17 protein-coding genes are annotated in these 17,177 nt (G+C 70.1%); 9 read left to right on the plus strand and 8 right to left on the minus strand.

The window, feature by feature from the left end; translation table 11 throughout:
* Window positions 1–119: 119 nt before the first annotated feature.
* From AAFF41_RS07830 to AAFF41_RS07850, 5 genes are all read right to left on the minus strand, one after another.
* On the minus strand, window positions 120–1,844 hold the full coding sequence (locus AAFF41_RS07830) for a fatty acyl-AMP ligase (RefSeq protein ID WP_319745629.1): 1,725 nt from the start codon (window positions 1,842–1,844) through the stop codon (window positions 120–122).
* A gap of 277 nt (window positions 1,845–2,121) precedes the next feature.
* Window positions 2,122–2,952, minus strand: a complete 831-nt coding sequence (locus tag AAFF41_RS07835) for an alpha/beta fold hydrolase (protein ID WP_319745626.1) — start codon at window positions 2,950–2,952, stop codon at window positions 2,122–2,124.
* Window positions 2,953–3,054: 102 nt separating this feature from the next.
* A complete protein-coding gene (locus AAFF41_RS07840) occupies window positions 3,055–3,870 on the minus strand; it encodes an alpha/beta fold hydrolase (protein ID WP_343323753.1) in 816 nt (271 codons plus the stop codon).
* A gap of 85 nt (window positions 3,871–3,955) precedes the next feature.
* A complete protein-coding gene (locus tag AAFF41_RS07845; protein WP_067373034.1) occupies window positions 3,956–4,645 on the minus strand; it encodes a response regulator in 690 nt (229 codons plus the stop codon).
* The gene (locus AAFF41_RS07850; protein ID WP_319745622.1) at window positions 4,642–6,333 is read right to left on the minus strand and encodes a sensor histidine kinase; all 1,692 of its coding nucleotides are present in this window, start codon (window positions 6,331–6,333) and stop codon (window positions 4,642–4,644) included. Before AAFF41_RS07850 ends, AAFF41_RS07845 begins: the two co-directional genes overlap by 4 nt.
* 236 nt (window positions 6,334–6,569) lie before the next feature.
* Here AAFF41_RS07850 and AAFF41_RS07855 point away from each other — a divergent pair, with 236 nt between their 5' ends.
* The 4 genes from AAFF41_RS07855 to AAFF41_RS07870 all read left to right on the plus strand — a co-directional run bounded on the left by AAFF41_RS07855 (window position 6,570) and on the right by AAFF41_RS07870 (window position 10,647).
* On the plus strand, window positions 6,570–7,430 hold the full coding sequence (locus tag AAFF41_RS07855; protein WP_319745620.1) for an ABC transporter ATP-binding protein: 861 nt from the start codon (window positions 6,570–6,572) through the stop codon (window positions 7,428–7,430).
* On the plus strand, window positions 7,427–8,305 hold the full coding sequence (locus tag AAFF41_RS07860; RefSeq protein ID WP_319745618.1) for an ABC transporter permease: 879 nt from the start codon (window positions 7,427–7,429) through the stop codon (window positions 8,303–8,305). Before AAFF41_RS07855 ends, AAFF41_RS07860 begins: the two co-directional genes overlap by 4 nt.
* A gap of 59 nt (window positions 8,306–8,364) precedes the next feature.
* Window positions 8,365–9,453, plus strand: coding sequence for an ABC transporter substrate-binding protein (locus AAFF41_RS07865; protein ID WP_319745616.1), 1,089 nt, complete (start codon window positions 8,365–8,367; stop codon window positions 9,451–9,453).
* Window positions 9,454–9,588: 135 nt separating this feature from the next.
* Window positions 9,589–10,647 (plus strand): ABC transporter substrate-binding protein, encoded by a 1,059-nt coding sequence (locus AAFF41_RS07870; RefSeq protein WP_319745613.1) that lies wholly within the window; start codon window positions 9,589–9,591, stop codon window positions 10,645–10,647.
* 27 nt (window positions 10,648–10,674) lie between these two features.
* On the opposite strand, the gene AAFF41_RS07875 is transcribed toward AAFF41_RS07870, so the two are convergent.
* Together AAFF41_RS07875 and AAFF41_RS07880 are read right to left on the minus strand one after the other, a co-directional pair.
* Entirely contained in the window at window positions 10,675–11,454 is a 780-nt protein-coding gene (locus AAFF41_RS07875; RefSeq protein WP_319745611.1) for a DUF427 domain-containing protein, read from the minus strand.
* Between the two features lie 9 nt (window positions 11,455–11,463).
* A complete protein-coding gene (locus AAFF41_RS07880; RefSeq protein ID WP_319745610.1) occupies window positions 11,464–11,748 on the minus strand; it encodes an SHOCT domain-containing protein in 285 nt (94 codons plus the stop codon).
* Between the two features lie 301 nt (window positions 11,749–12,049).
* On the opposite strand from AAFF41_RS07880, the gene AAFF41_RS07885 reads away from it, so the two are divergent.
* The 5 genes from AAFF41_RS07885 (at window position 12,050) to AAFF41_RS07905 (ending at window position 16,621) form a co-directional block, all read left to right on the plus strand.
* Window positions 12,050–12,478, plus strand: a complete 429-nt coding sequence (locus AAFF41_RS07885; RefSeq protein WP_319745607.1) for a DUF7144 family membrane protein — start codon at window positions 12,050–12,052, stop codon at window positions 12,476–12,478.
* A 201-nt stretch (window positions 12,479–12,679) separates the two neighbouring features.
* Window positions 12,680–13,519 carry an SDR family oxidoreductase gene (locus AAFF41_RS07890; RefSeq protein ID WP_319745605.1) on the plus strand — a complete coding sequence of 280 codons (840 nt, stop codon included), beginning with the start codon at window positions 12,680–12,682 and terminating at the stop codon, window positions 13,517–13,519.
* Window positions 13,520–13,629: 110 nt separating this feature from the next.
* Window positions 13,630–15,018: a cytochrome ubiquinol oxidase subunit I gene (locus AAFF41_RS07895; RefSeq protein WP_319746078.1), complete on the plus strand. Its 1,389-nt coding sequence runs from the start codon at window positions 13,630–13,632 to the stop codon at window positions 15,016–15,018.
* Window positions 15,015–16,064: a cytochrome d ubiquinol oxidase subunit II gene (locus AAFF41_RS07900; RefSeq protein WP_319745603.1), complete on the plus strand. Its 1,050-nt coding sequence runs from the start codon at window positions 15,015–15,017 to the stop codon at window positions 16,062–16,064. Before AAFF41_RS07895 ends, AAFF41_RS07900 begins: the two co-directional genes overlap by 4 nt.
* Before the next feature lie 44 nt (window positions 16,065–16,108).
* Window positions 16,109–16,621 carry a gluconokinase gene (locus AAFF41_RS07905; RefSeq protein WP_319745601.1) on the plus strand — a complete coding sequence of 171 codons (513 nt, stop codon included), beginning with the start codon at window positions 16,109–16,111 and terminating at the stop codon, window positions 16,619–16,621.
* A 62-nt stretch (window positions 16,622–16,683) separates the two neighbouring features.
* Here the strand turns inward: AAFF41_RS07905 and AAFF41_RS07910 are convergent, their stop codons facing one another.
* Complete coding sequence (locus tag AAFF41_RS07910) at window positions 16,684–17,097, minus strand: DUF6325 family protein (protein WP_054228775.1); 414 nt, start codon at window positions 17,095–17,097, stop codon at window positions 16,684–16,686.
* Between the last annotated feature and the right edge of the window lie 80 nt (window positions 17,098–17,177).

Raw genomic sequence — 17,177 nt, forward strand, 5'->3', positions numbered from 1 at the left:
TGGGTGGACGGCGCAGGCACCGGCGCACGACTGAGGAACCCCAGGTGTACGGCGGGTACACCGGGATGCCCCCTCGGCGCGGGTGTCCGCGCCGACAGGGGGGGTTGACCTCGTCTACCTCATCTCGCGGCGGACGCGCCCACGACCGCGAGGGCGTCGGCGAGATAGGCCGCCCGGGAGGCGTGGCGCTGGATCTTCCCGCTGGACGTCTTGGGGATGGTGCCGGGGTGGACCAGCACGACGTCACGCACCGCGAGGCCGTGGGCCTCGCCGATCGCGCTGCGGATCACCTCGGTGATCCGCTCGGAGTCGGCCGCCGCGTCCGGAGCCGTCTCGGCGACGATGACGGGCTGCTCGCCCTCGACGCCGCCGTCCACGGAGAACGCGGCGGTGCAGCCCGGCCGAAGCGCCCCGTGGGACATCTCGGCGGACAGCTCCAGATCCTGCGGGTAGTGGTTGCGTCCGTCGATGACCATCAGGTCCTTGAGGCGGCCGGTGACGAACAGCTCGCCCTCGCGCTGGAATCCGAGGTCTCCGGTCCGCAGGAAACGGTCCGGACGGTCCTTCAGCGTGGCCCGGAAGGTCTCGCGGGTGGCGAGGGCGTTGCGCCAATAGCCCTTGGCGACGCCCGCGCCGCTCACCCAGATCTCGCCGACCTCCCCCTCCGGCACCTCCTCCCGCCGCTCGGGGTCGGCGATCACCACGGTCGTACCGGGGATCGGCCGCCCGGAGCCGACGGCTGCCGCGTCGGCCGCGCCCGCGTGCGGACTTGACCCGGGGGCCGCGGCGAGGAGGGGCGGGGTGTCGGCCGACCCACCGGTGACGATGAGCGTGGCTTCGGCGAGGCCGTAGCACGGATAGAGGGCCTCGCGGCGGAAGCCGACCGGCCCGAAGGTCTCGGTGAAGCGCCGCAGGGTGGCGGCCCGTACCGGTTCGGCTCCGTTGAAGGCGACCTTCCACCGGCCGAGGTCGAGTCCGTCGAGGAGTTCGGGGGTGGCGTGCTTGAGGCACAGCTCGTAGGCGAAGTTGGGGCCGCCGCTGGTGTGCGGGCGGTAGCGGCTGAGGGCGGTCAGCCAACGCGCGGGCCGCTGGAGGAAGTGCAGGGGCGAGAAGAGCGTGGCGGTGGCGCCGAGGTGGACGGTGTTCAGGACCGGGCCGATGAGGCCCATGTCGTGGTACACCGGCAGCCAGCTGACGAACAGTTCGTGGTCGTACTCCGCGAGCGTGTCCGGGGTGTGGCCCATCCGCTCGGTGATGGCCCGCTCGTTGTCCAGCAGGTTCCCGTGCGTCACCATCACGCCTCGCGGGGCGGAGGTGGAGCCGGAGGTGTACTGGAGGAAGGCGACCGAGTCTGCGGTGAGGTCGGGTTCGCGCCAGGAGTCGGCCGCCTCGTCGGGTATGTCCTCGGTGGCGACGCAGGTGATCCCGTCCAGTTCGGGCAGGTGTTCCGCCTGGGCGGCCAGGGTGGCGAGCACCTCACGGCCGCCCAGGATCACCTTGGCGTCCGCGTCGGCGATGAGGCGCTTCATGCGGGTCAGGGCACGGTGGTTCTGCGACCGCCCCTGCGGGGGAACGCCCGGCACGGCGACGACCCCGGCCGAAAGACAGCCCAGGTAGCCGCAGATGAACTCCAGGCCGGGCGGGTACAGCAGCAGCGCACGGGATCCGGCCAGGCCGCGTTCCTGCAGCCAGGCGGCGACGGCGCGGGACCGACGGGCCAGACGTCCGTACGAGATGTCCTGGATCTCTCCGTCGCAGTCGCCCGTGACGAGGTAGCGGTATGCCGTCCGCTCCGGCTGTTGCGAGGCGTGCGTGGTCAGTAAGTCGACCAGGGAACGAGCCATATGAGGAGTCTCACCTGTTCGCATGAGTGAGCGAGAAAAGTGGAGTTCGAAGGCCGCGGGGTGCGTATGCGCAGGTGCCGTGGCCGCCCGGCCCCCTTGCCGGACAGTCCGTCTCGACCAACCCGCCCGAGGAGCGGCGGCGATGCATACGCCGGCCCCTCGTGGCCCCCGTTCGGCTTGCTACCAACGAGTAACACGATAGCAAGTCTTGTCGGCCAGGTGGATGTAACCCCGGGTATTCAATAGGTAACCGGCCAATCTGCCGTCCCCCACGCCTTTATGACGTGCCGGGAGTCGCGGGGTGTTCGAGATGCGCGGCGAAGGCGGCGAGGTCGGCGACCACGCGGTCGGGCTGTTCCCAGTGGACGTCGTGCCCGACGCCCTCGTAGGCGATCAGGCGTGAACCGTGGATGGCGTCCAGGATGGTCTGTTGGTCGCCGCGGGGCAGCAGGTCGTCCTGGTCACCCCAGATGACGACGGTGGGCACCAGGATGCCCGCGAGGGTCGCGCGCAGATCGGTGTCGAGCAGTCCGCGCAGGGTCTCCTGCCAGACGTACGCGGGGACCTTGAGGTTTTCGTCGATCATCGTCTCGACGAGGCCCCTGGCGACGGGTCGGGCCAGCGCGCCGGAGACGAACTCCTCGACGAACTCCCGGGGAACGGGGTCCGAGAGCCCCTCGACGGCCTCCCGCATACCGGTCACCGCCGGCTTGTCCTCGAGCGTGCCGGGTACGCCGATCAGCACCAGCCCCGAGATCCGGTCGGGATGGCTGCCCGCGACCATCCGGGCGGCCACGCCGCCGCTCGAGGCCGCGACGAGCACGGCGCGGTCGATGGCGACGGCGTCCAGGAAGGCGACGAGGTCGGCGGCGTAGTCCTCGGGCGTGTAGCCCTCGGACGGGCGGTCGGCGTCGCCATGGCCGCGCTGGGTGGGCGCGTAACCGCGCAGGGCGGCCGGAAGGCGCCTGAGGAGGGGTTCGAAGGCCCACCAGGAGTCACCGAGTCCGTGCACGAAGACGACCGGTGTGCCACTGGGGTAGCCGGCCTCGGCATAGGGCAGCGTGAGCCCTTCCCGCACCTGGGCGGACTTCAGGGAGATCACGGTCACGACACCCTGCCTCCTTCGCTCCGCCGCCCGGTCGGGGAACCAGGAGCGGAGAGCGAGCGGCGATCCCTTCCGACAGTACCGACGAGTGGCGGGGCCCGCGTCTCAGGACGTCCGGACGAAGCGCGTGAGGGCGGCGGCGTACCGCCGCGGATGGGTGACATGGGGAATGTGCCCCGCCCCTTCGACGGTCCCCCGCCGCGCCCGTGGCAGGGCCGCGGCCAGCCGGTCGAGGATCGTCCCCAACCACATCGGGCTCCGCGTGCCTCCGCTGAGCGGTACCGGTGCGGCGCACCGGGCGAGGGCGTCGGTATCGATCTTCGCCCAGTCGGGGTCGGACTGCTCGTCCAGCCAGGTGGGCGCGTTGTGCACGAACGTCTCGCGCACCGCCGCGGGCAGCCGGTCCCAGGTGCCGGGTCCCATGGCCACCTCCTCCACGAACTGCCGTGCGCCCTGTCGGTGCTCGCCCTTGCGGAGATGGGCGAGGACGGCGTCCATCGAGGCTTGCGTCGGGCGTAGTTGTCCCAGCGCGTCCGGGTCGTCGGCCACGATCGCGACGAGCGGGGGCTCGTGGACCGTGATGCTGCGGAACAACTCCGGCCGGCGCGCCGCAAGCCCCAGTGCGATCGACCCGCCGAAGGAACTGCCCGCCACGTGGGCGGGCGCGGGGCCGAGCCGCTCGATCAGGGCCTCGAGGTCGTTCTCGTCCTGTCGGCGGGTGCCCTGTCCCGGCCCCGCTTCGCTCTTGCCGTGACCCCGGCGGTCGTAGGTGACCACCCGGAACGACGCCCGAAGATCGGCCTCGATCGCGAGCTGCCACGACGTGTGGTCGCTCCACGAACCGTGGACGAGGACGAGCGGGTCGCCCTCCCCGACGACCTGGTGGTAAAGGTCCAGGTCGCCTGTACGCAGCAGGGGCACGCGTGACTCCTGTGGGTGCAGGGCGGACGGGAGGGGTCCGCCGTGAGCATGCCTTCAGTGTGCGCCGACAGCACCGGCCGGGGCGTCAGGACACGGTGCGGTAGCGGTGTTCGGGGCGGCCGGTCGCGCCGTAACGGAGTTCCAGTCGGACCATGCCCTCCCGAACGAGGTAGGACAGGTAGCGCTGGGCCGTGGCGCGGGAGACGCCGGTCAGTTCCGCCGCCTCGGCCGCCGACACGTCCCGGCGGGCGGTGCGGACCGTCTCGTGGAGCAGGGCGAGGGTCGGCGCGGAGTGGCCCTTGGCCGGGACGGTGGGCAGGGCGGTGGGGCGGACGACGCTGAACAGGGCGTCCACGTCGGCCTGGTCGGTCTCCGCCGCCGGGCCCAGGACGTTCACCCGGTGCTGGAGTGCGCGGTAGGCGGTGAGCCGCTCGGCCAGGGCGTCGGCGCCGAAGGGCTTGACGAGGTATCCGACGGCTCCGAGCTTCATCGCGGTCCGCACGGAGGTGATGTCCCGGTCGGCCGTGATCACGATGGCGTCGGGGCGGGCGCCACCCGCGTCGCCGGTCAGCTGTCGCAGCACGTCGAGGCCGCTGCCGTCGGGAAGGAAGATGTCGAGGAGCAGCAGTTCCGGGTGGAGCGTGTGGACGGCGTCCAGCGCCTCGGCCACGTTCGCCACCTGGCCGACGACCTCGAAGCCCTCGACGCGGGCCACATAGGTGCAGTGGAGTCCGTTCACCCGGAAGTCGTCGTCCACCACCAGGGTCCGTATCACCAGCGCTCCCCTCCATCGGCTGCGGCCAGGGCACCTGCCGGTACCGGCATGGCCGTCGTGAACAGTGCGCCCTGCGGCGCGGGCGCGGCGTCCGGCAGGGGCAGTGTCACGGTGAAGACCGCGCCGGACCCCTCGCTGACCGTGATGGTGCCGCCGTGCCGCTGGACCAGCCGGTGGACCAGGGCGAGTCCGAGGCCGCGCCGGGCGGTCCCGCGGTCCGGCCGGGTCGACCAGCCGTCCTCGAAGATGGACTCGGCCGCGCCCGGCGGGATGCCAGGTCCGGTGTCGGCCACCCGTACCAGCACCTCCGTGGTGGCCTCGGCGACCGTGAGCCGTACCTCCCGGCCGCCCGCCGGGGCCGGTCCGCCGACCGCGGCGTCGAGGGCGTTCTCCAGCAGGTTGCCGACGATGGTCAGCAGCCGGTGCAGATGCGGCGGCTGCTCACCGAGCGCGGAGTCCTCACCCAGCACGATCCGTACGCCGCGCTCGGCGGCGACCGTCGTCTTGGCCACGATCAGACCCACCATCAGGGCGTTCCCGATGTGCTCGCGCACCGACTCGGTCAGCTCCTGGTCGGCTCCGGCCAGCTCGACGGCGTACTCGTACGCGGACTCGTACTCCCCCACGTCCAGCAGCCCGGCCAGGGTGTGCATCCGGTTGGTGAACTCGTGCTGCTGGGCCCGCAGCGCGTCCGTCAGCCCGCGCACCGAGTCCAGCTCCCTGAGCAGTCCGACCAGTTCGGTGCGGTCGCGCACGGTGACCACCGCTCCCAGCGCCCGGCCGTGCAGCGTCACCGGCATCCGGTTGACGGCCAGGCAGTGGTCGTCGGTGAGGACCGTGATGTCCGTCCCGCTGAGGCTGCCGTCCAGTGCCCGGCGCAGCCGCCCTTCGGGCAGGAGTTCGTCCAGCCGGCTGCCCAGTGCCGTGCCCAGACCGAGCAGATGGCGGGCCTCGTCGTTGATGACGGTGATCCGGCCCTCGGGGTCGAAGGCGACCACACCCTCCCGGATGCCGTGCAGCATCGCCTCCCGGTCCTGCAGCAGGCCGGCGATCTCCTCCAGCTCCAGCCCGAACGTCGTCCGCTTCAGGCGTCTGGCCAGCAGGAACGCGGCCACCGAGCCGAGCGCGACGGCGATCGTGGCGTACAGACCGAAGGTGGGCAGCTCCCGCCACAGCTCGCCGAGTACGTCGCGTTCCGGGATGCCGGCCGAGACCTCGCCGACCAGCGTGCCCGTGGGCCCCCTCAGCGGAGCCTTGCCGTTGGCCGACCGCCCGGTCGCGCCCTGGTCGGAGCCGACGTGGGGAAGGCCGTCGAGCACCGCGATCGGCTCGCCCACCGGCTCGCCTATCAGTGCCGGGGTGGGGTGCGAGTGACGGATGCCGTGCAGGTCGATCACGACCACGTACGACGCCCCCGACGCCTTCCGGATCCGTTCGGCGACGGTCTGCACGATGTCGCCGCCACCGCCGTACTCCATGGCCTGCTGGATCTGCGGCTCGGCGGCCGTGGTCTCGGCGATGGCCAGCGCCCGCTGCTCGTATGAGCGGTCGATCTCGGCCCGCTGAGCGAACGCGAACAGTACGAAACCGATGGCTCCGGAGAGGGCCAGGATGGCCAGCTGATTGGCCAGAATCCGCGCGGAGAGCCTCCCCTTCCCGACGCGGCCGATCCGGATTCGGATGGGCATCACAGGTGCCTTCGCCCTTGTCTTGCTGCCGGGCCCGGCCCCTTCGCCGTAACCCGTGGTGGCGTGATTGTGCCCCACCAGGGACATCCTGCCCACCCCCGGCCCCCTGAGCAGAACGTGCAGAACCCCGGTTAACACAACTAACGCGAGATACGTCTGAAACAGCGACGTAATACGGGGCGGCCTCTAGCGTCTGCCTTCCTCGACCCCGAGGTTAGGGAAGGAGACGGCCTCAGATGGCTTCGCGAAACGATGCCGCGTTGAGCACGGCCGCCGACAAAAGCGGCCAGGACAGCGCGCGAGTCGAGATTTCAGGGCTCACCAAACGATTTCTGACTCCCGCGGGTGAGGTGTTCACGGCGCTGCAGGACGTTTCGTTCACCGTGGAGCCTGGCCAGTTCTGCGCGGTGGTGGGCCCGACGGGCTGCGGCAAGTCGACGACCCTGAGCATGGTCTCCGGGCTCGACCGGCCCAGCGAGGGCTCGGTCAAGGTCGGCGGCCGTGAGGTGGACGGTGTCACCGACGGCGTCAGCTTCATGTTCCAGACCGACGCGCTGCTGCCCTGGAAGACCGTCCTCGGCAATGTGCTGATGGGCCCGGTCTTCCGCGGTGTCCCCAAGCAGAAGGCCCAGGTCTCGGCGCGCGACTGGCTGCGGCGGGTGGGCCTGTCCGGGTTCGAGGACCGCTACCCGCACCAGCTCTCCGGCGGTATGCGCAAGCGCGTGGCGATGGCCGCGGCGCTGATCAACGAACCGAAGATCCTGATCATGGACGAGCCGTTCGGCGCCCTGGACGTGCAGACCAAGGCGATCATGTCGACCGAGCTGCTGGGCCTGTGGGAGCAGATCCGTCCGTCGGTCATCTTCATCACCCACGACCTCGACGAGGCCGTGGCACTCGCCGACCGGGTCGTCGTCATGACGTCCAGCCCCGGATCGGTCAAGGAGGTCTTCGACATCGACCTGCCCCGCCCGCGCGGCGCGGTCCAGGAGATCCGCTTCCAGCCCCGCTTCATCGAACTTCAGCACCAGATCTGGGAAACGCTGCGCGAGGAGGTGGAGCGCGCCTACGCACGCACCGCAGGAGGTACGGCATGAGCACGACGTCCGCAGTTTCCGCCGCGCTGGTCAAGGACGGCACACCGTCCTCGGCCGCGGCCGCCGCGAAGCGGGCCGCCCGGCGGCGCACCGCGCTGGTGTGGGCGGGCCGTATCGGCCTCGCGGCCTTCGTCATCGGCGGCTGGCAGGCGTTCACCACCTGGGGGATCGTCGACCCGTTCTTCTTCGGGCAGCCGTCGGGCATCGCCAAGCGGCTGGTCGACCTCTTCCAGCACGGCACCGAGTTCGGGTCCTTCTACGCGAACATCTGGACAACGATCCAGGAGGCGCTCGCCGGCTTCGCCCTCGGGGCCGTCGCCGGCGTGATCTTCGGCGTCGCACTCGGCCAGAGCCGGTTCCTCGCCGATGTGCTCGGCCCCTACATCAAGGTGGTCAACGCGATCCCGCGTATCGTCCTCGGCTCGATCTTCATCGTCGCGTTCGGCATCGGTGTGCTGCCGAAGATCCTGCTCGCCGCGGTACTGGTGTTCTTCATCGTCTTCTTCAACGCCTTCCAGGGCGTACGTGAGGTCGACCGCAACATCCTCGCCAACGCCAAGGTGCTCGGCGCCTCGCAGGCGCAGATCATCCGGCACGTCACCGTGCCCTCCGCTCTCACCTGGATCATCGCCAGCCTGCACAGCGCCTTCGGCTTCGCCATCGTCGGCGCGCTGGTCGGCGAGGTGCTCGGCGCGCAGAGCGGGCTCGGCCTGGTCATCAAGACCGCGCAGAACCAGTTCGATCCCAACGGCGTGTTCGCGACGATGCTCGTCATCTCGGTCATCGTGCTCGGCGCCGAGTGGCTGATCAGCAAGCTGGAGCACCGGCTGCTGTCGTGGCGCCCGCCGGCGCCCACCGAGGCGAACTCCCTCTGACGCCTCCGCACTTTCCCCTCCTTCATCTCAGAACCCTCAGCAAAGGAATGTGGTCAGCCATGTCCAGACGACCCGTCGCCGTCGCCGCGTCTCTGCTCACCGTTCTCGCCCTCGGCACGGTCAGTGCCTGTTCCGGCAACTCATCCGCCTCGAGCGGCGGTTCGGGCTCCACGCCGACCGTCAAGCTCATGGCCGGCGGCCTCGACAAGCAGATCTACCTGCCGTACCAACTCGCCCAGCAGCTCGGCTTCTACAAGAAGTACGGCGTCAACGTCCAGCTGAGCACCGAGCAGGACGGCGGTGTCGGCGCCGAGGAAGCCATGGCCTCGGGGCAGGTGGACATGGCGGGCGCCTGGTACAACCACACGATCGAGTTCCAGGCGAAGGGGAAGGCGGTCGAGGACGTCGTCCAGCTCTCCGGCGCCCCGGGCGAGCGTGAGATGTGCGCCAAGAAGTCGGGCGTCACCTCGGGCGCCGACCTGAAAGGCAAGACCCTCGGCGTCACCGACCTGGGTTCGGGCACCGACACCCTCACCCAGTTCCTGGCCGCCAAGAAGGGCATCAAGACCAGCCAGTACCACCGGATCGGGGTCGGCGCGGGATCCACGGCCATCGCCGCGCTGCAGAACGGAAAGGTCGACTGCGTCATGACGACGCAGCCGACGGTCGCCGCGATCCAGAAGAAGGGTGTCGGTGCCTCCGCGATCGACCTGGCCACCACGGCCGGCGCCACGCAGGCGATGGGCGGTGCCTATCCCGCGGCCAGTGTGATCGCCCGCACCGACTGGGTGAACTCGCACAAGGACGCGACGCAGAAGGTCGTCGACGCACTCGTGGCCACCATGCACTGGATCAACACGCACAGCGCGGCCGACATCGCCAACAAGCTTCCGGCGTCGTTCGTGTCGAACCAGTTGGTGACCAAGGCCGACTACATCTCGGCCCTGACCCAGGACAAGGGTCAGTTCCTCCCGGACGGCATCATGCCGGCCGGCGGTCCGAAGACCTCTCTGGCGACAGAGCAGTTGGTCGGCAACGTGAAGGGGGCGGTGGACCTCAGCAAGACGTTCACCAATGACTTCGCGATCCAGGCCAACAAGACCGAGGGCTTCAAGACCACCACGACCCCGGCAGGGCCGAACGGCTGAGCCTCGCCGATCACGGGGCCGCCCAGGTGCTTGCCACCTGGGCGGCCCCGGGCCGTGAGCACGAGCATTCGGGCGGGTACCTTCTGCGCCACGCCCGCATGTCCCCGCCCACCCGCTCGCAAAAGGAGACCAGTGATGAAGCCGGTCACCACGTCCTTGCTCGCCAGGGCCGTCTGCGCCGCCCTCGCCCTGGCCGTGCCCGCCTGCAGCGGAGGAGGGGGCAGGTCCAGCGCCGCCGTCGCGTCCAGGAACGGCGACGGCGCGCCCGCGGTGCGGATCATCGTCGGCGGCCTCGACAAGCAGATCTATCTGCCGGTGACGCTCGCCCGGGAGCTGGGCTACTACCAGGCGCAGGGTCTGGATGTGCGGTTCTACGACGAGCCGGACGGGGTCGAGGCCGAGACCGCCATGATCTCCGGCCAGGTGGACGCGGTGGTCGGGTTCTACGACCACACCGTCGACCTGCGGTCCAAGGGCAGGTCCACCGAGTCCGTCGTGCAACTGCTCCGCGCCCCCGGCGAGGTCGAGATGGTCCGCACCGACGAGGCGGACAGCGTCAAGAGTCCGGCGGACTTCGGCGGCAAGCACCTGGGCGTGACCGGCCTCGGCTCCTCCACCAACTTCCTCACCCAGTACCTGGAGGCGAAGAACGGCGTCAAGGCCGGCAGCGCCACGTCGGTGGCCGTCGGCGCCGGCTCCACCTTCGTGGCGGCGATGCAGAACAAACAGATCGACGCCGGTATGACCACGGAGCCGACCGTCTCGCTGCTGGAGCGGAAGAAGCTGGCCGAGCCGCTGATCGACCTGCGCACGGCCGCGGGCGCGAAGGCCACGCTCGGCGGCACCTACCCCGCCTCCTGTCTCTACCTCACCACCGGGTACGTCCGGAAGAACCCGGAGGTGGTGCAGAAGCTGGTCGACGTCTACGTCGAGACGCTCAAGTGGATCCAGGCCCACTCCGCCGCCGAGATCGCCGACAAGATGCCGGCCGCCTACTACGCGGGCGTCGGCAAGGCCGTCTACACCCAGGCGCTCCAGAACGAGAAGGGCATGTACTCCCCCGACGGTCTGATGCCCGCCGACGGTCCCAGGACCGTCTACAAGGTCCTCGCCACCTTCGACCCGACGGTCAAGGGTCACAGCGTCGATCTGTCCAAGACGTACACCAACGACTTCGTCAACGAGGCCAGGTGACAGCCCGCGCCGCCGTCACGTCGCGGGTTACGCCGAGAGTGTCGTGGTGAACGGGGTGACGGGCCGCTCGAGGCGTTCCCCGTCCACGGTGATGTCGACCGCCTCGTTGTAGAAGGCGAGGAGGCCTTTGACGGCGCCCACCGCGGGCAGTGGCTCCGGGTAGCTCCAGACGAGGTTCGCCGGGGCGTCGCCGCCACCCCGCCACGACCAGTACGCGGCGGTGCCCTTGTAGGGGCACCCCGTGCTGAGGTCGCTGGGGACGAACAGGTCGAGGCGGACGTCCTCCCGCGGGATGTAGTACCGCGTCGGCAGGCCGGTCTCGAAGAGCAGCACCGGACGGCGGGTGTCCGCGACGACCGTGCCGCCGACCTCGACCCGGACGTGACGGCTGCTCGGGAGGGCGTCCACCCGCTTGTGCGGATCGCGGGGGTGGATGAAGATCTCCTCGTCCTCTTCGTACCAGTGGTCGAGTCCCCGGCCGCTGCGGCTGAACCACTCGAAGGCGATGTGAGCGGCCAGGTCGTCGCCGGGGAACGTCCAGGCCGCGTTCTCCAGCAGTTGGCCGTCGACTTCGAGGTCGTGGAAGACCCGCGATCCGCTGTGCGTGCCGGTCGGCGGGTTCCGGGCCGGGCGGAGCAGATCCTCGCGGACCTCCTCGCGTGGGAAGGCGTACAGCGGAACGGGCACGTCGGGCTCCCAGACGAGGACCGGGTGCCGGCTGTCGACGACCGTGACCTCGCCCTTGCACCCGCGCACCCAGCGCCCGCTGGGCTCCCATCGCAGGCCTTCCGCAGGCGTGAGGTTCATGGAACGTCACTACCCAAGGATCCGGCGCTTCTGCTCCTCGAACTCGGCCTCGGTCAGGACGCCCTGGGCCTTGAGTTCCCCGAGCTGCTTCAGCTGATCGATCCTGCCGCTCATGTCGTCGGCCGAGGGGGCGGGCGACGGGGGCGGCGCGGCGGGCGCGGGCTGCGGCGGGGCCTCCTGGTACTCCTGCTGAGCCCATCGCCCCTGCTGACGGCGTGACACACGGTTCGACACGGCGGTCGCGGTACCGGCCACCACGGCTGTGCGGGCGACCCCGCGAAGGAGACCTGGCACGGCGGTTTCCTTTCTGGAAAGGCAGCCCGAGAATCCGGAAGGCGGCCCGCGATTCCGGGAGGCGGCCCGCGATTCCGGGAGGCGGCCCGCGAAATATCCACACTCCCCTGGCCGACGGGAAATTCACGGCGCATGGGACACCTCCATTGGAGCACCGCACGGATTTCCCCGCACATCGGCATCGGTGCCACCCCGCGGGAATTCCGCCGTTCTGCCGGACGGTGACTCTCATGGCAAGCTGAAATGCGGACCACCGACCGGTCACAGGTCAGTGGTGAGGTCTACGTGGGAGGAGCTCGATATGACCACGACTGGAATGCACCAGCGACACGAGGCCGGGAGCGGCGGACCGTGGGCGTCCAGCTGGACCGCCTTCGCCGCAGTCATGATGATCTTCGGCGGAGTGATGGCGATATTCGAGGGAATCTCCGCCATCGCCGAAGACGACGTCTTCGTCCTCACCCGCAACTACGCCTACAACTTCAATCTCACGAGTTGGGGCTGGATCCACCTCTCCCTCGGCGTCCTGGTCGTCCTCGCCGGCGCCGCCCTGTTCACCGGAGCGATGTGGGCACGCGTGGTCGGAATCACCCTGGCGGGCCTGTCGATGATCGCCAACTTCATGTGGCTGCCGTACTACCCCGTCTGGGCCATCGTGCTGATCGCCGTGGACGCCTTCGTCATCTGGGCGCTGTGCGTCGGAATCAGCCGGCAGCCCCGCACCGAGTAGCCGAGCGCGCCGTCCCGGGTGGACCCCTGTGGACCCCGCGGATCGGCATTCGGCCGTTCAGCCCGGGTCGGCCCCCCGACCGGCTGACAGCGGACGTGCCGACGCGCCGTCCCGGCGCACCAGTGTTTTCGTTGTGGGGCGGATTCCTCCGAAAAGCGGATTCCTCCGATGGTCCGCGTCGGCACCCACAGGGAGACATGCGTGGAAACCAGCGGCAATGATGGTCGCCAACCTCTTGCCTTCCCGCTCCTCAAGGGGCAGAAGGCGCTGGTGACGGGTGCGAATTCCGGCATCGGCAAGGCCACGGCCATCGGCCTCGGCCGGGTGGGCGCCGACGTGGTGGTGAACTACGTGTCCGGGCGGGACGCCGCGGAAGAGGTCGTACGCGAGATCGAGGGCTTCGGAGTGCGCGCCTACGCGCACGAGGCGGACGTGTCGCAGGAGAACCAGGTCGTCGACATGGTGTCCCGCATGGTCGAGGAGTTCGGGACCATCGACATCATGGTGGCGAACGCCGGGCTCCAGCGCGACGCCGCCGTCACCGAGATGACCACGGCCCAGTGGCAGAAGGTGCTGGACGTCAATCTGACCGGACAGTTCCTGTGTGCCCGCGAAGCGACCAAGGAGTTCCTGCGGCGAGGCGTCGTCCCCGAGGTCTCCCGTTCGGCCGGGAAGATCATCTGCATGAGTTCGGTCCACCAGATCATCCCGTGGGCGGGTCATGTGAACTACGCGTCGTCCAAGGGCGGGGTGCAGATGCTCATGGCGACCCTCGCGCAGGAGCTCGCGCCGCAGGGGATCCGGGTGAACGCCATCGCCCCGGGCGCGATTCGCACGCCCATCAACCGCGACGCCTGGGACACCCCCGAGGCCGAGGCCGACCTCCTCCGGCTCATCCCCTACCGCCGCGTGGGCGACCCGGACGACATCGCGAACGCGGTGGCGGCGCTCGCGTCCGACCTCTTCGACTACGTCGTGGGCACCACGATCTACGTGGACGGCGGAATGACGCTGTTCCCCGGTTTCGCCACCGGCGGCTGAAGCGCGGGGCCCCTCAGCCATCCCGTACGAACCACCGAGGTCATGTGAACAGCGCAGTCGAGCACCTTCTCGCGGACGGCCCACCACAACTCCTCCCGGCCCGGGAGCTGATGGCCTTCACCCTGGCCTCGCACATCCTGCTCGTACCCTTCGGCGTGGCGCTGCCCGCCATCACGCTCCTCATGCACTACCGCGGGCTGCGCAAGGGCGACGCCGTCGCCCTGCTCCTCGCACGGCGCTGGTCGGCGGTCATGGCCGTCCAGTTCGCGATCGGCATCGTGACGGGCACCGTGCTGTCCTTCGAGTTCGGTCTGCTGTGGCCGGGGATGATGGGCCGGTGGGGCGATGTCTTCGGCCTCGGCTTCGGGATCGAGGCCTGGGCGTTCTTCCTCGAGGCGATCCTCATCGCCCTCTACCTGTACGGCTGGCGCAGGCTCAAGCCGTGGACGCACTTCTGGCTCGGCCTGCCGCTGCCGCTGGCCGCCCTGATGGGGGCGTTCGGCATCGTGGCCGCGAACGCCTGGATGAACACCCCGCGCGGCTTCACTCTCGACGCCTCCGGCAAGCCGGTGCACGTCAATGTGCGGCAGGCGGTCTTCACACCGATGTTCGGCCCCGAGTACTGGCACTTCGTGGTCGGCGTGGTCCTGACCGCCGGATACGTCGTCGCCGGGGTGTACGCGGTCGGCCTGCTGCGCGGTCGCCGGGACCGCTACCACCGGCTCGGCTTCACCTTGCCGTTCACCGTCGCCGCGATCCTCACCCCCGTGCAGTTCGTGCTGGGGGACTCCATCGCCCGCTCCGTCTTCCACGAGCAGCCCGTGAAGTTCGCGGCCACCGAGCTGGTGTGGAAGACCGACACCCACGTACCGGAGTACCTCTTCGGGCGTCTGCACGCCGACGGGTCGGTCTCCGGCGGGATCAAGGTCCCCCAACTGGACTCGATCCTCGCCGGATTCAGACCGTCCACCGAGGTGACCGGCCTGACATCGGTCCCGGCGAGCGACCGCCCGACGGTGATCCAGGCCACCATCGCCCACTGGGCGTTCGACATCATGGTGACCGTCGGAAGCCTGCTCGTGCTGCTCGCGCTCTGGTACGGCTGGTGCCGGCTGCGACGTCGTGAACTGCCCCGGTCGCCCTGGTTCCTGCGGTGTGCCGCCCTCGCCGGCGCCGCCTGTCTGCTGACCGTGGAGTGCGGCTGGATCACGACCGAGGTGGGCCGGCAGCCCTGGATCGTCTACCAGAACATGCGGGTCTCGGAGGCGGTCACGGGCACCCGCGCCGCGTCCCTGTGGACGATGTTCGGCATCGTCGCGGTGGTCTACGTCCTCGCTTTCGGTTCCTTCCTGACCGTCCTCGTGAAGATGAGCCACCGCTGGCGGCTGGCCGACGAGGGCGCGCCCGCGGGTGCCGCCGCCGGGGATCTGGAGGGCGACACTCCGTACGGGCCCCGCCCGTTGTCGACCACCGCGAGCGGGGACAGGGGAGACGAATGATCGAGGACGTCGTCGCCTGGGTGCTGCTGGTGGCGGTGGCCGCCTACGCGTGTGCCGGTGGCACGGACTACGGTGCCGGATTCTGGGACCTCGTCGCGGGCGGCGCCGAACGCGGCAAGCGCCCGAGGTGGCTCATCGACCACGCCATGGAACCCGTGTGGGAGACCAACAACGTCTGGCTCATCTTCGTCCTGGTCATCATGTGGACCGGGTTCCCGGTCCTGTTCCAGACGGTCTTCTCCGCCATGTGGCTCCCGCTGGCACTCGCGGCCGTGGGACTCGTCCTGCGCGGTGCCGGCTTCGCCCTGCGCAAGCCCGCGCGGCGCCTCACCCGGCGCAGGGTCTACGGCGCCGTCTTCGCCGTCTCCTCGCTGCTGACCCCCTTCTTCCTCGGCGCGGCGGTCGGGGGCATCGCCACGGGCCGGGTGGCTCCCGGTACACAGGCGTCCGGCGACGCCTGGTCCAACGGGACCTCCGTGATCGCCGGCCTGCTCACCGTCGCCGCGACCGCCTTCCTCGGGGCGGTGTTCCTGACCGCCGACGCCCGCCGCTTCGACGCCCCCGACCTCGTCGGCTACTTCCGGCTGCGGGCCTGGTGCACTCTCGTCGTCCTCGCCGTGCTGGCGATCGTCGGCCTCGCCGTGACCCACGACGACGCGCCCTACGTCCACGACGGGCTGACCGGCGGAGTCGGTCTCGTCCTCGTGCTCATCGCCGTCGTCAGCGCGTTGGCCACCGCCTGGCTGCTGTACCGCGTCGCGACGGGATGGGCGAGGGTCACCGCGATCGGCAGCGTGGCCCTCGTCGTCGTGGCCTGGGGACTGGCCCAGCGTCCCTACCTCATCCCCACGTCACTGACCGTGTCCGAGGCGGCCGGCGCGTCGACGACGCTGCGCTGGCTGATGCTGGTCTCGATCATCGCGGTGGTGCTCGTGGGGCCGCCGCTCGTCCTGCTCTACCGGCTGGACACCCGCGGGGCGCTCCAGCCCCTCACCGAGGCGGACCTGCGGCAGACGGCACCAGGCCGGGAACCCGAGAATCCGTGACCGGGGCCGGAGGCGGCGAAGGGTGCGGGAAAACGCCCCCCATCATGGTGGTCCTGGGCGTGTCGGGATCCGGGAAGACCACCTTCGGCCAAGCGGTCGCCCTGGAGTTCGGCCTGGCGTTCGTCGAGGGCGACGACTTCCATCCCGCGGCGAACCTCGCGAAGATGACCGCGGGCCACGCCCTGGACGACGCCGACCGCGCGCCCTGGCTGCGTGCCCTCTCCGACCGCATCCGTCGCTCCGCCGAGGCCCACGAGGGACTGGTCGTCGCCTGTTCGGCCCTCAAGCGCGCCTATCGCGACGAGTTCCGGGAGGCCGGGGGGCCGGCGTTGCGGTACCTGTACCTCGCCCTGGACCGGGCGACGGCCCGGGACCGTGTGTCCCGGCGCACCGGCCACTTCATGCCCGCCCGCCTGGTCGACTCGCAGTTCGAGACACTGGAGCCGCTGGAGCGGGACGAGCCGGGCATGACCCTGGATGCCACGGCCGACCTGCCGATGAACCTCGCCCGGGTGCGGGCCGGCGTCGAGCGCTGCGCCGGGCGCCCGGGCCCCTGACGGATCAGGCACTCACGGGTACGGCGCCGATGCCTCCCGAACGCGCGGGCGGCGGCCGTGTGCTACTCCGTCGCGTCCAGCGCGGCCAGCACGGCGGGCACCGGGATGCGCCCGGAGGCGACCAGTTGCGCACCGCCGCGGCGCAGGGCGGTGGCGAAGGGAGCGGCCCACAGGTTCTCGTAGACCAGGATTCCGGCCGAGTTGCCGGGCTCCAGGGCGCTGCCCGCTTCTTCGATGTCGTCCTCGCCCAGCAGGCCGGAGGAGGCGCCCTCGAAAACGGCGAGGTCGAGGGCTCCGTCGCCGGTGAAGTCGGCGATCTCCATGCCGACCACGGATCCGTCCTCCTCCTTCCTGACAAACATCAGATCGAGGATCCGGATGACGCCGCGGTCCACCAGGTCGACCAGCAGGGGAAGGCCTTCGCCGGTCATGCGGTTGCCGGGAAACTCGACAACTATGTAGTCGATCGGGCCCATTTCGGCGAATTCATCGCTCACGGCGGAATCGCTCACGGCTTCACCCCTGGGTGGTCATGGAGTTTCCCCTGTCCCCGAAT

This window comes from Streptomyces mirabilis (genome assembly GCF_039503195.1).
Classification (GTDB): domain Bacteria; phylum Actinomycetota; class Actinomycetes; order Streptomycetales; family Streptomycetaceae; genus Streptomyces; species Streptomyces mirabilis_D.